This is a genomic window from Chitinophaga terrae (ex Kim and Jung 2007) (genome assembly GCF_900107795.1).
Classification (GTDB): domain Bacteria; phylum Bacteroidota; class Bacteroidia; order Chitinophagales; family Chitinophagaceae; genus Chitinophaga; species Chitinophaga terrae.
Window position 1 is genome coordinate 24,518 of the sequence record NZ_FNRL01000036.1, and the last position, 13,464, is coordinate 37,981.

Here is a 13,464-nt window from a genome sequence, read left to right on the forward strand (position 1 = left end):
TGGGAATTATTTTTGTGGACATGGCTGCCAGAAGGAACCCGCATTATACTGTTTTGTAAAAATTTCCAATAAATAAGTGTATGAGTAATGCCACGGAGGCAAAACTGCAGTATATCCGCAGTGTCAACACCTAGATTTAAAGATTCCAATACACTGTTGCAAAAAACATAAATATTAGATAAATTAGTATCTGTCACATATAACGCTAATATATGCCCGCGCTCTCCGCCCTCATCCGCGTAGTTATTGTAGAAGACCAGCCCATCGTAAGAAATGACATAAAAGCACTGGTCGAATCCCATGAAGGTTTTATTGTAGTCGGTCAATGTGCAACGATTGAAGAAGGGTATGTACTGCTTACGACCACGTTACCTGATCTGGTTTTACTTGATATTGAACTTGGCACCAGCAATAGCTTTGAATTGCTGGAACAGCTGGAATCGCTGCCATTTTCCATCATTTTCCTTACCGCTTACGAAAGCTTTGCCATCAGGGCGATAAAGTTTGGAGCGATGGACTACCTGCTCAAACCGGTTAACGAGCAAGAATTTCACAACGCCTTATCCAAAGTAACGCAGAAAAAAGAAACGGACCGGATCCAGGTGGCTGTCGTCAGCAGCCATTACAAAAAACCCAACAACCGCTTGGTGCTGCGATCACAAACTTTTATTCAGGTGGTGGATCTTCCTGATATCATTTATTGTAAAAGCGACTCGGGATATACCACCTTTTTTCTGGCCGACGGCAGAAAGGTAGTAACCTCCAGGTATATTAAAGAATACCAGGAGATGCTGCCCGCAAATATGTTTTTGCGACCGCACCAATCTTATGTTGTAGGCCTTAGATATATTGATCGCTATCAAAGAGAACTGGGAGGCGGAAACATTATCCTTAAAAATGGCACTGTCATTCCAGTTGCTTCGAGAAAAAAAGATATGGTAATCGCTGCTATTACTCAAAAGCTTTGACGTTGGCTGCGCTGCTTCTCAAATGCCGATCCGACCGGCCAATGCCCTGATGTAATGCTATTTAAAAGTTATATTCCAATTCCATGAAAAAGCTAGTTCTATTTGCTACGGTGTTGACCTGTTGTATGCCATCAAAAAAAAGGGCATCTTCTACTGCTCAATTAGACACACTTGTTGTAAATATGGTAGATCGGGTTAATGCCTATTATCTTTCAAATCAAATTGATTCAGCAAAAGCATACCTACTTGGATTGTCCGACACTGTAAAGCAAGTTCATTACGACAGATTAACGTTGCATTGGTTGATGAATAGGGCACAAGTCCTCAATTATGAAAACAAGCCAGACAGCCTGGTCGCCCTCCTCGACAGCGCAGTGGCGGTATCGAAAGGCAAGCAAATTACAAAAAGGGACTTACTGAACTTCTATGTGGAATACAATGGCATATTATCAAACCTGGATCAGGTAGATAGTGCGCTGGTGATAGCCAATCAAGCCTTCATGCTCGCAAAACAAGTTGATACAAACCGGTTAACTCAAACGAGCCTTGACCTTGCCAACATCTACCAAAAATTAGACGACCGGTCCAATACTCAAAAATATCTTACCCAGGCATGGAAATATGCAGATAGGGAGCCTGAACTTAAGCGATATATTGCTGATCTTTTCTGTGAATACTATTATGCTGCTGGCAAGTTTGATTCTTCTGTTTATTACCTAAATCTTGCCTTGCAAGATACCTTCTGGACAAAAAGACCTTACGAATTGGCCAAGTATATGGAAGGTTCCGGCGTTTTGATGACTGAAAAAGGAAATCTGCAGCAGGGGATGAAATTTCAGCTTAGGTCTAAAAGTATCTTAGATTCATTAGGGATTCACAACGCTTTTACCTATCTGAATTTGGCTGAAACGTTCTTAAAATTAAAACAATATAATAAAACAATTGCGCTGACAGATTCGGCCAGAATTTTACTTGGGCAGGAAAACGACCCTAATGAGGTAAGGCAATTATGGTATGGCATTGCTGATATCTATAAAAAGATAGGGGATTACAAGAAAGCAAACATCGCATTAGATTCCGCTTATACTAGTTATGCGACAGAGAGGGATTCAAGCCTGCTAAAATATGCCAGGGACCTGGAAGCAAAATATGCAGCCAGAGAAAAAGACCAGAGAATCATTACTTTAGCATTAAAAAATAAGGTCAGTTTGCAAGTTCAAAACCAACAGCTATTAATTATTATAGTACTGATTATAGCTAGTCTGGCAACGCTGCTCGCAGCAATTCTATTTTGGCGTCGACGGAAACTTCAACAAATGCTAAGGGAATATTATCTCCTATGCGGATGTGCAGGACCTGGTGAAGCAAAACGATAACAATTTGCTAAGTAATTATATGGCAAAGCAAGTGTTTCTGCTTTCCCCCAACGATCATAATGTTGATTCAGCCAAATTAGTCAGTGTTTGCAAAGCGCTATCAATTCAATTTGACATTTCAGATGAGAATGTAAATGTGGATAAAAACATGATCGATTATATGTATGAAAATAACGGTTATGTGCTTAATCAACGAATGTTATCATTAATTCTTAAAAATATGCTTCCAGAGTATGAAGAGATGATATTTCAACCTGGCCAGTATACCCACATACTCGCTTCATGTCTTTCTTTACTTAAAAATTATATTGACGAAAATTTTGAGCAATATGTTGCAGGTATCTTCATCACAATCAATGAACACAACCAGGAGTCCCAAGAAACTATATTAAAAATATTAAATTCAGAAGTACTTTCTGAAAATACAAAACAGCAGGTTATATTAAAAACGGATTTTCAATTAGAGAATATCGATACCTGCAACGACATACAGTTGTGGGATCTATTGATGCAACATGTGAGAATAAGTCCAACCTGGAATAATATATATACTTACTATTCCTGTCCGATAAATGAGGATGCTGAAACAGCAGGTATTACTGAAGCATTAGTAACTTATTTAAACGCGAAAGAATGTAGCGAGCAACTATCCCAAAAACACATTTTCGATGACGCAGATAGCGGCGAGATAGTACGCATGATGAAAGATATATTTTCGAGCGGCAAACTTAATGATGAGTCATTCCCGATTTTATTGAGAGCAGTATCATTCCAATTCACAAATTTTGAGTTCAGCGCGACTTTGGAGTCACAATCTAAAATGTTAGTAGAAAGCAATAAAGTTATATTTGAAGCCATCACATTGAGCAGCCTTATGCAATATCATCCAACATTGGCAGCCAATTGGGTGGCGGATAATTGGACAGCTTTTATCAATATTTTTGGCGAGGTGAAACTAAACTCACGCAGTTGGGCTAAGCTGATTGAAAGAACAGCAGGAAATTCCGCACAGCAAAATTTCCTGCTAGAAAAAATTCCTGGTGAAAATGTAGTTGCTGTTCTTGATCTAGGAGCCTCCATTCCAAATGAAATTATTTCTAAAAAACGAGTTAAAGCCGACTATCGCACAATTGAACGGATATCCCTAAATCCAGCAATTGAAAAGAACATCGTTAACGTTCTATTGACGGAAAATTTAGGTAATCTCAATGAAAAAGAAGCCCGGCAAATACTATTAAACATGGGTGCAGAGTATGCAGAGCTGACTCAAAGAGCAAATCCAAAGGTACCAAAATCGGATCTCATGGAAAATCTTCTGATGGCTTTGAAAGACAATGGATTTTTTGTCGCTTCCTTTGAAACAAAAAATAAGTACATACATGTGACGTCCACGCCAAAAGAGGACCCGGAATAGAATGATTGCCGCACAATTTCACAAGAGATGGATAATACCAAAAAGTAGCAAACAACCAGAGAAGGTGCATCGATAGGTGCGCCTCTTTTTTTGGTAGTTATTGACACGACAGCATGCGCTTCTTATCCATTTTTAGGCCAGTTAAATTATATTTTTCCCATGTGGGAAAAAATTTTCCGTACAGCGATTAAATTTATAGTTATTAGATTAAGCGTGTGATTATGGAAAATTTGCTGATAGAAGAAATAATCAAAGAGCTGAAAAAACAAGGGATACAGATTGATGAAAATACAGCAGAGGAAATTTTGCAATTTTTAACTGAAATAGCAGAGATAGCGGTTTCACAATACTTACAAGATGATGACAGCGGACCTATATTGTAGAGTAAGTACAGATGAACAAGCTGATAAAGGTTACTCCCTTAGAGATCAGGACGAAAAGCTACGACGGTATTGTGAACAACATGCCATCATGGTACGCAGAGTTATTACTGAAGATTACTCTGCCAAGTCATTTAACCGTCCTGAATGGAAAAAATTACTGACTGAGTATAAAAAAAAGGGCAGGAGTTCGCCCGCGCTGATATTGTTTACTAAATGGGACCGGTTTAGCCGGAAAACTGCTGATGCCTATAATATGATTGCATTGTTGAATGATTACGGTATTGAACCAAGAGCTATCGAACAACCTCTTGATCTTTCTGTTCCAGAAAGCAAAGTTATCTTGGCGATTTACCTTGCGGCTCCAGAAGTGGAAAATGATCGGAGGTCGCTAAATGTGATCAGTGGCATGAGAAGGGCAAGGAAGGAAGGAATATACATGGGAGTGGCGCCGTTTGGATACCGCAACAAAATTGATGAAATCCGTGGTAAACATATAGGTATCTATGCGAAAGAGGCTGTACTTGTTAGATGGATTTTTGAGGAACTAGCAAAAGATAGATACAACAGTGAACAAATATTCAAAATGGCACAAAACCGTGGCTTTCCTAAGAGCAAAGCTCAATTCTGGCGGCTCATACAAAACCCGGTTTATTGCGGCAAAATCTTTATACATGCATTCAAAAATGAAGCGGCATCTGTTGTACCAGCTTTACATACACCTATTATAACTGAGGCATTGTATAATGAAGTTCAGCGGGTCCTTCGCGAAAGAGCGAGAAAACCCCACGCACCAAAGCCGAAAGTTGTGTCACACAGTATGCTCCCATTAAGAGGATTTTTGATCTGTCCTAGTTGTGGACGAACACTAACGGGCAGTGCATCCCTGGGAAGAAATAAATCATACAGTTACCACTATTACCATTGCCGCAATAAATGCCAGGTTAGATATAAAGCGTTTGACCTTAATGCAGCTTTTGAAGATCATTTGGCAAAAATGAAATTAAAATCTTGGGCGATGCCATTATTTCAAAAAGCCATTGTCCAAACATATAAAGCAGAGACTAGAGCTGTACGCCAGATCCAAGGCCAAATGGTTATTGACGTTAAAGACCTAAACGAGAAAATAGGTAAAGCTCGAAATCTTTTCATTTCTGGAGAACTGGAACCTGAGGATTTCAAAATGTTTAAAGCTGATAATGAACATAAGATTAAGCTACTTGAAGAGCAGCTCTCCACATACCGACATTCCAAATATAATTTAGATAACTTTTTAAGCCAGGTGATGGAAAATCTTTGCCACATTTCTTATCTCTATAAATACGGGTCTGCTGAACAAAAAAGAAAAATTGTATGTTTTATCTATCCTGAAAAATTCATTTTTGATGGGACTACTCGTCCTAAAGCTAAGGTCAGCAAGCCGCTTGAAATCCTATATCATTTTGCGTAAGGGACTTCAGTTCACTTTTATGTAAGCTTTCAAATGAGTAGCCGTTAGCCCATCAAACAGCATACAATACTTCAATTATCAAATTCAGAAAAGAAGTCTGAAACCTTTACTCCCATACCTTGAACTATCTTTATTAATGTTGATACCCGGAGATCTTGTCCATTTTCATATCTTCCATACAAGGTTTTACTAATTCCTAATTCCTCCGCAAAGCGCTTGTAGCTGGGAAAGCCTCTTTTCTTCCTGTTCTTCTTCAAAAGACGAGAGATTTTGTGATTTATTTCATCTTTGGATTGAATATTCTCCTTATAAATCTCCTTGTGTGATTTAGCCGCCATGCCTCGCATTTTAAGATAAAATACTCCATAACAGCGAAACTACCTATTTATGCCCCTAAAAAAGTGGCTTTTTTGTACATTTTATTTACTTTTGGACAGGGTACAAAGCTAGAATGACCTATAATTTCAACTTCAAAACCATATAGGCATATTCGAGTTTTGGCCCTCAAAAGAAAACCAATTAACTACCAAACATAAAACGTTATGATAACAGCTGACCTCTATATCCGCGTAAGCACTGACGAACAAGCGGATAAAGGCTACTCTCAACGAGATCAAGACGAGCGGCTTCAAAGACACTGCCAACAACAAGGTATTATCATTCGGAAAATCATTTATGAGGATCATTCCGCCAAATCTTTTAATCGACCAGAATGGAAAAAAATGTTGACGGAATACAAAGGCAGAAGCAGATCAAAGCCCAATCTGATATTATTCACTAAATGGGATCGCTTCAGTAGAAAAGCCGCTGATGCCTATGCGATGATAGGCTTATTGAACACTTATGGGGTTGAGCCGAGGGCCATCGAGCAGCCGCTTGATCTTTCTGTTCCAGAAAGTAAGGTGATCTTGGCGATTTACCTTGCGACCCCAGAAGTGGAAAATGATCGGAGATCTCTAAATGTGATCAGTGGAATGAGAAGGGCAAGGAAGGAAGGAAGATACATGGGGGTGGCGCCGTTTGGATATAAAAATAGAATCACTGAAAACCACGAAAAATATATTGCGGTCCATCCTGAAAATGCCGCTTTGGTACGTTGGGTTTTTGAAGAGATTGCTGCGAATAGATACAACACTCATCAGATATGGAGAATGGCACAGAAAAAAGGGTTTAAGAGAAGTCTGAGTCAATTTTGGCGGCTCATTCAAAACCCTGTATACATGGGCAAAATCTTTATACACGCATTCAAAAATGAAGAAGAGATGGTAGTGGATGGATTGCATGAACCTCTTATCAGTGAAGCCTTATTCTATGAGGTGCAAGACCTTTTAATGGATAGATCCAAAACCAAGCCCGTTAAAAAAGCGAAAGTGGTTTCTGACAAATGTTTGCCTTTGAGAAATTTCCTAATATGTCCAGATTGTGGTGGCATGTTAACCGGCAGCGCTTCATTAGGAAGGCAGAAAGATAAAAGCTATCATTATTATCACTGTCGAAATAAATGTAAGGCACGGTTTAAAGCCGACGAATTAAACCTGGCTTTTGAGGAACATTTAAGAAAGCTCGTTCCAACGCCAGAAACTGCAAACTTGTTCAGGCAAACAGTCATGTCCGCTGTAAATGGAGAAGTAAGTGGCGCGAAAAGCATTAAAAGTCAGTTACTGGATGAAATCCAATATTTAACTGACAAAATAGCAAAGGCCCGAGACTTATTAATAGCGGGAGACCTGGAACCTGAAGATTTTAAGGCGATAAAAAACGATTGCGGAAGAAAAATTGTGGTGCTCGAAGCTCGCGTTACAGAAGTCCAAACATCTCGAGGGGGAATTGACAAAACGTTAGATCAAGCGCTTAAAAACCTGACAAAATTGTACTTTTTATACAAACATGGTTCAATAATTCAAAAAAGAAGGATCATTGATTGGACATATCCCGAAAACATGCTTTTTGACGGCACCAATTGTCCAAACGGTAACAGCAACCCGGTAATTAAGCTGATATCCGCTCTGGACGCAGACTTAGCAGAAAATAAAAACGGTACATCCAATCAAAATGATCAAATGTACCGCAAAGTGGAGGTGGCGAGAGTCGAACTCGCGTCCAAACATAATCGCCGATAGCTTTCTACATGCTTATTTATGCATTGCTTTGTCGGAACCTGGCAGGGGCATAACGAACCAACCCTGTTCTTATCCGTTGTTGTTTCAGCATCCACTCACAGAAACCATGAATGCCTATCCCTATGGGTTTATGATTCAGCGGCGGGAGTCGCATAAGGCGACAACTCCAGGCGGCTATAATGGGTGTCTAATCGCTGATTAGGCAGCCATGGCGTAGTTAGATTCGCCAATTAAATTTTGAATATTCAGATTATCGTGCTAATTATCCAACGCACGGCATGCTTACACTATCAAAGATCTATGCTGTCAAAACCAGGCACCCCCTGGAATTCGCTGCAAATATACAGCTTTTTTATGATAATCTGCAGGTTAGCAGATCAAAACCACTAGCCTGCAGACAATATTTTAGAAGAACTTCTGCACCCATCTCCATATATCCAGCCCGTTAGCAAACAACAGCAAGCCGAACAGGATCACCATACCCACTACCTGGGCATATTCCAGGAACTTCTCGCTAGGCTTCCGCCCGGTAACAATCTCGTATAAGAGGAACAGCACATGACCGCCATCTAACGCCGGGATAGGCAGGATATTCATGAAGGCCAGGATAATTGAGAGAAATGCCGTCAGGTTCCAGAACGAAACCCAATCCCAGCTAGCCGGGAATAACTGTGCAATACTCGCAAAACCACCTACCGATTCAGTTGTTTTCACTTCTTTGGAAACAAAGATCAATCGCAACTGACGCACATAGTCTTTCAGCTTTTCCACTCCCTTGTGAAACCCGGCAGGAAGCGATTCAAAGAAACTATAATGCTGGGTATACAGCTCTAACGGTTCTTTCCCAGCGATACCTAACATGCCTTCCTTGGAAAGCGTAACGCTGATGTGCAGGGTATCTTTACCTCTTAATACTCCCAGGTCTACCTGTTCGTTTTTATGTTTCCTTAATTCGGTGGTGAACTCGCCCATAAACCTGGTCAACTGCCCGTTCACCGAAAACAGGGTATCCCCCTTCTTCAGGTCTGTTTTCAGCGCAGCGCTGTTTGGCAGGATAGTATCTATAATGAACGGTCTTCTTGCTCCTACAAACGGAGCTTTACGCTTGATAAGGTTCCTGATAAACCCGTCTGGCACTGCCAGGCTGAGTGTCTGCCCATCTCTTTCTACCTGGATGGTTTTTACTTCGTTCAGGATCACATCTGAAACGATGGCATCGAAATACACGATAGGACGGTTATCTAACGACACCAGTTTATCGCCATCCCGGATGCCGATGCTACGACCCAGCGAATCCGCTTCCACCCCGTATATTACGCTGGCATTGGGCAGATGGGTTTCTCCATAATGCCATAACAACATCGCGTAAATAAAGAACGCCAGCAATATGTTCACTGTTACCCCGCCGATCATGATGATAAGCCGCTGCCACGCCGGTTTGGCCCTGAATTCATAAGGTTTGGCCGGTTGCGCCATCTGCTCCTTATCCATACTTTCATCTATCATCCCGGATATTTTTACATAACCGCCCAATGGCAGCCATCCGAGACCATATTCAGTTTCCCCTTTCTTGAATTTGAATATGGAAAACCAGGGATCGAAGAACAGGTAAAATTTCTCTACCCGGGTTTTAAATAATTTGGCAGGGATAAAGTGCCCCAGCTCATGTAATACTACCAGTATAGAGAGCGACAGTATCAATTGAGCTGCCTTTATTAATATTTCCTCAGTACTCATTTACAGTGTTTTCTGCTTTAATTGTCCAAGATATCGGTTTTGGCAGATATTCAGGACAAAAGTGTTGTTAATTTTTTAAGAGCGATCTATATAATGATAGCATTGATAAGGGATGCAGCATGTTCCCGTGCAGCGCGGTCGCACTGGTAGTAGTCATTCAACGTTGGCTGCTCTATGAATGGTATTTTCACCAATGTTTCTTCAATTACTTCTGTCATTTGTAAGAAACCGATCCTGTTCTTTAAGAATGCATTCACTACTTCTTCATTCGCTGCATTCATTACGCAGGCTGCATTTCCGCCTTTGTGCATGGCATCGATCGCAATGGCCAGGTTACGGAAAGTTTTGGTATCCGGCTGCTCAAAGGTGAGCGTTGGGTAATTTTTGAAAGAAAAGCGAGGGAAATCGTTCGTTAAACGGTCGGGATATCCCAGTGCATATTGGATAGGCAGTTTCATATCAGGCAATCCCATCTGCGCTTTCAGGGAGCCGTCAACAAATTGCACCATAGAGTGGATAATTGACTGTGCATGTACCACTACTTCAATGTTTTCCGGCGCCAGGCCAAATAACCAGCGGGCCTCTATCATTTCCAACCCTTTATTCATCAGGGTAGCGGAATCGATGGTGATCTTCGCTCCCATGCTCCAGTTAGGATGCTGTAAAGCATGGTCTTTCTTCACATTGATAAGGAAATTTGGTTTCTTCCCCAGGAACGGACCGCCGGAAGCAGTGAGGATCACTTTTTCCACTTTCGACATAGGTTCGCCCAACAGGCATTGGAAAATAGCCGAATGCTCTGAATCTACAGGGATAACGGGTACATTTTTCCTGCGGGCGGTGGCCATTACGATATCGCCTGCCACTACCAGGGTCTCTTTATTTGCAAGGGCAACGGGAGTGCCTTGTTCTATGGCTGCTAATGTAGGTGCCAGGCCTGCAAATCCCATGATCGCAGCCAACACCATATCAATAGAATTCCAGGCAGCTACTTCCACCATTGACTGTGCGCCTGCGAAAACTTTGATGCCTTTATCGAATAAAACATCTTTAACCTGTTTGTATTTAGCTTCGCTGCCAATTACCACCGCGTTGGGTTTGAATTTTAACGCTTGTTCAATTAACAGGTCTGCATTTTGTTGTGCGGTCAGTACTTCTACACTAAATCTGTCGGGATGCGCCGCGATCACCTCCAGTGCTTGTATGCCTATTGAGCCGGTAGAGCCGAATATGGCAATTTTTCGTTTATTCATTACGGTGATTTACGTTTTTTCAGTTAACAACAAGATGAAACAATTATCGCCGGACCGGCGATAATTGCAATGGTTATTTTATGATCAATATTATTGTTGTACGTAGGCCATTAGTTCGTCAGCCAGTTTCCTGTCGTTACTCAAACGTGGCACTTTATTCTGTCCTCCCAATTTACCGATCGCCTTCATATACTCGATAAAACCCTGCTTGCGGATCGCTCTTATTTTCAGTGGCTGTAAGATATTCCCGCTCAACAGGTCGTCGTAATAGATGTTTTTCTTCCGAAGGTTCTCATTTACTTTGCTTGAAAATGCGGCCAGGTCGGCAGGCGGATTTTCAAACTCAACGAACCATTCGTGATATGGTAATTCTCCTGAGGTTTGTACTTTAGGCGCTACAGTAAATTCAGTGATCTGCACATTCTCTTCTGCCGCGGCTTTCATCAGGCTGTATTCCACTTCTTCCCCTATCACATGCTCTCCGAAAGCAGAAATAAAATGTTTGGTACGACCTGTCACCAACAACTTATATGGATTAGTGGAAACAAACTTAACGGTATCGCCAAGGTTATAACCCCATAAACCCGCATTGTTATTGATGATCATGGCGTAATTTACGCCTGTTTGTACATCTTTGAGCGATAAACGGGTAGGATTTTCGTTAAATATCTCGTTAGCCGGGATAAACTCGTAAAAAATACCTGAATTGGTATTTAATAATAATCCTTCTTCCTCCTGGGAGTTCTGGAAAGCAAAAAAGCCTTCAGAAGCCGGGAAAGTCTCGATCGTATGGATAGGTTCCCCGATGGAGGCCATCAGTTTGGCCCTGTAGGGCTCGAAATTCACCCCTCCATACACCAACACATCAAAATTTTTAAATATTTCTTTGATACGTTTGCCGTTTGTACGTTCGATCAGGCGATCGAAATACATCTGCACCCAAGGCGGAATACCGCTGATCAGGGTCATATCCTGGTTAATGGTTTCCTCTACGATCTTGTCCAGCTTGGTTTCCCAGTCGTCGATACAATTTGTTTCGTAAGAAGGGAGCTGGTTGGTACGTAAGTACCTGGGAACGTGATGGTTAACAATCCCGCTTAAGCGGCCGGTTGGTATGCCGCCCACTCTTTCCAGTTCAGGAGAGCCGGACAGGAAGATCATTTTCCCGTCGGCAAACGCGGTATTGCCGGTTTCGCCCATGTAATTCAATAATGCATTACGGGCAGTATCAATATGATTATTGACAGAATCTTTAGAAATTGGAATGTATTTAACACCGCTGGTCGTGCCCGATGTTTTGGCGAAGTAGATCGGTTGACCTTTCCACAGTACATTTTGTTTTCCTTCTTTGATCCTCTGTATGTAGGGTTTAAACTGCTCGTAATCCCTCAATGGCACAGCCTGCTTAAACTCGTCATAGGATTGTACAGCGTTAAATTTATGTTCGGTTCCAAATTCAGTCTTTCTGCCTGTCTTAACTAATTCCTGCAGGATTGCTTCCTGATCTTCCACCGCCTTTACCATCTCCTTCTTTATCTTATTATATACGATAGAAGCAAATGGTTTGGCCAGCAGTGATTTAAACTTCATGCCTGTTGTTTTATGTTTGAAGACTAAAGATTAGGAATATTTTTGGATTTTTTTGTAGTCTGTATGTCTTTCTTCTCCACAGTACTGCGCCTACTTTTTTATCACAAAAATATTTCCGGTTCCTCCATTGTTGCGTAAACGACAAATGTAGGTAAAATAGCAATGGGTTGCGCAGCAGCAGGCGGTTTTATGAGGAAAGGATAAAGGGGGAAAATATTATAATAATTAATGGAATATTTGTTAAATTAATTTAAAATTCAGGAAAGTATGTATCTTTGAAAAGATTAAGTTTTGGTCGTTTTCTTCCATCGTTTTACACATTGTGGATTAAAAAAACCGAAAAACTTTGTCTATTATAAAACAAAAGGTTACTTTTGCGGAAATTATATTTTGGATAATTATGTTTGCAGTTGTAAAAATCGCAGGTCAGCAATTTAAAGTACAAAAAGACCAGGAAATTTTTGTACAACAGTTACAGGGTAATATTGGAGATAAAGTTGAATTCTCTGATGTACTGTTAACTGACAATGCTGGTACCCTGTCCGTAGGCACTGATGTAAAATCAGTAGTAAAGGCAGAGATCTTGGCTCATGTTCAGGGCGACAAGGTAATCGCTTTCAAAATGAAGAGAAGAAAAGGCTTCAGAAAGAAAATCGGTCACCGCACCCACTTTACAAGAATCAAAATCAATGAAATAGCTTAATTCATTTTAAGCTTTATTTTTTTATCTAAGACAATATTTATTAAAGTTATTATACAATGGCACATAAAAAAGGTGAAGGTAGCGTAAAGAACGGCCGCGACTCTCAAAGCAAAAGGCTTGGAGTAAAAATCTTTGGTGGTCAGCCTGCTATTTCTGGTAACATCATCGTTCGCCAGAGAGGTACAGTTTATCATCCCGGTCAAAATGTAGGTATTGGTAAAGATTTTACCATTTTCGCAGTTGCGGACGGTGTAGTTGAATTCAGAAAAGGTCGCGAAAACAAGACTTACGTTTCTGTTAAAGCATTTGACACCACTGCTCAGGCGGAAGCCTAATCAGTGTTAGCCATAAAGTTTTTTTTAATACCCAATTTTTTTACTAACCCAAATTCAAAAAACAATGGCAACAATTAAAAAAGCAGCTGCTAAGAAAGCTGCACCAAAAAAAGCTGCTGCTAAGAAAGCTGCTCCTAA

Annotated in this window: 12 protein-coding genes and 1 other RNA gene; 8 read left to right on the top strand and 5 right to left on the bottom strand. The window is 40.8% G+C overall.

Annotation, left to right across the window (positions count from 1 at the left end):
* Positions 1-212 precede the first annotated feature (212 nt).
* From BLV62_RS25410 to BLV62_RS25425, 5 genes are all read left to right on the top strand, one after another.
* Positions 213-968 (top strand): LytR/AlgR family response regulator transcription factor, encoded by a 756-nt coding sequence (locus BLV62_RS25410; RefSeq protein WP_089765517.1) that lies wholly within the window; start codon positions 213-215, stop codon positions 966-968.
* 83 nt (positions 969-1,051) lie between these two features.
* The gene (locus BLV62_RS25415; RefSeq protein ID WP_139170395.1) at positions 1,052-2,344 is read left to right on the top strand and encodes a hypothetical protein; all 1,293 of its coding nucleotides are present in this window, start codon (positions 1,052-1,054) and stop codon (positions 2,342-2,344) included.
* A gap of 19 nt (positions 2,345-2,363) precedes the next feature.
* Positions 2,364-3,758 carry a hypothetical protein gene (locus tag BLV62_RS25420; protein ID WP_089765521.1) on the top strand — a complete coding sequence of 465 codons (1,395 nt, stop codon included), beginning with the start codon at positions 2,364-2,366 and terminating at the stop codon, positions 3,756-3,758.
* Positions 3,759-3,979: 221 nt separating this feature from the next.
* Positions 3,980-4,141 (top strand): hypothetical protein, encoded by a 162-nt coding sequence (locus BLV62_RS28440; protein ID WP_168927995.1) that lies wholly within the window; start codon positions 3,980-3,982, stop codon positions 4,139-4,141.
* Positions 4,116-5,588 (top strand): recombinase family protein, encoded by a 1,473-nt coding sequence (locus BLV62_RS25425; RefSeq protein ID WP_089765523.1) that lies wholly within the window; start codon positions 4,116-4,118, stop codon positions 5,586-5,588. The genes BLV62_RS28440 and BLV62_RS25425 overlap by 26 nt, the downstream gene beginning before the upstream one ends.
* Before the next feature lie 71 nt (positions 5,589-5,659).
* On the opposite strand, the gene BLV62_RS25430 is transcribed toward BLV62_RS25425, so the two are convergent.
* Positions 5,660-5,926 (bottom strand): helix-turn-helix domain-containing protein, encoded by a 267-nt coding sequence (locus BLV62_RS25430; protein WP_168927994.1) that lies wholly within the window; start codon positions 5,924-5,926, stop codon positions 5,660-5,662.
* 204 nt (positions 5,927-6,130) lie between these two features.
* Between BLV62_RS25430 and BLV62_RS28445 the strand changes: the two genes are divergently transcribed.
* Complete coding sequence (locus tag BLV62_RS28445; protein ID WP_168927993.1) at positions 6,131-7,708, top strand: recombinase family protein; 1,578 nt, start codon at positions 6,131-6,133, stop codon at positions 7,706-7,708.
* On the opposite strand, the gene ssrA is transcribed toward BLV62_RS28445, so the two are convergent.
* From ssrA to BLV62_RS25455, 4 genes are all read right to left on the bottom strand, one after another.
* Positions 7,659-8,032, bottom strand: a transfer-messenger RNA (tmRNA) gene (ssrA, locus tag BLV62_RS25440). The genes BLV62_RS28445 and ssrA overlap by 50 nt on opposite strands.
* Positions 8,033-8,113: 81 nt before the next feature.
* Positions 8,114-9,445: an RIP metalloprotease RseP gene (gene rseP, locus BLV62_RS25445; protein WP_089765527.1), complete on the bottom strand. Its 1,332-nt coding sequence runs from the start codon at positions 9,443-9,445 to the stop codon at positions 8,114-8,116.
* Between the two features lie 86 nt (positions 9,446-9,531).
* Positions 9,532-10,698: a 1-deoxy-D-xylulose-5-phosphate reductoisomerase gene (locus BLV62_RS25450; protein ID WP_089765529.1), complete on the bottom strand. Its 1,167-nt coding sequence runs from the start codon at positions 10,696-10,698 to the stop codon at positions 9,532-9,534.
* 90 nt (positions 10,699-10,788) lie between these two features.
* Positions 10,789-12,288, bottom strand: a complete 1,500-nt coding sequence (locus BLV62_RS25455) for a GH3 auxin-responsive promoter family protein (protein WP_089765531.1) — start codon at positions 12,286-12,288, stop codon at positions 10,789-10,791.
* 346 nt (positions 12,289-12,634) lie between these two features.
* On the opposite strand from BLV62_RS25455, the gene rplU reads away from it, so the two are divergent.
* Positions 12,635-12,991, top strand: a complete 357-nt coding sequence (gene rplU, locus BLV62_RS25460) for a 50S ribosomal protein L21 (protein WP_225889709.1) — start codon at positions 12,635-12,637, stop codon at positions 12,989-12,991.
* A gap of 56 nt (positions 12,992-13,047) precedes the next feature.
* On the top strand, positions 13,048-13,326 hold the full coding sequence (rpmA, locus tag BLV62_RS25465) for a 50S ribosomal protein L27 (RefSeq protein WP_089765535.1): 279 nt from the start codon (positions 13,048-13,050) through the stop codon (positions 13,324-13,326).
* Positions 13,327-13,464 lie beyond the last annotated feature (138 nt).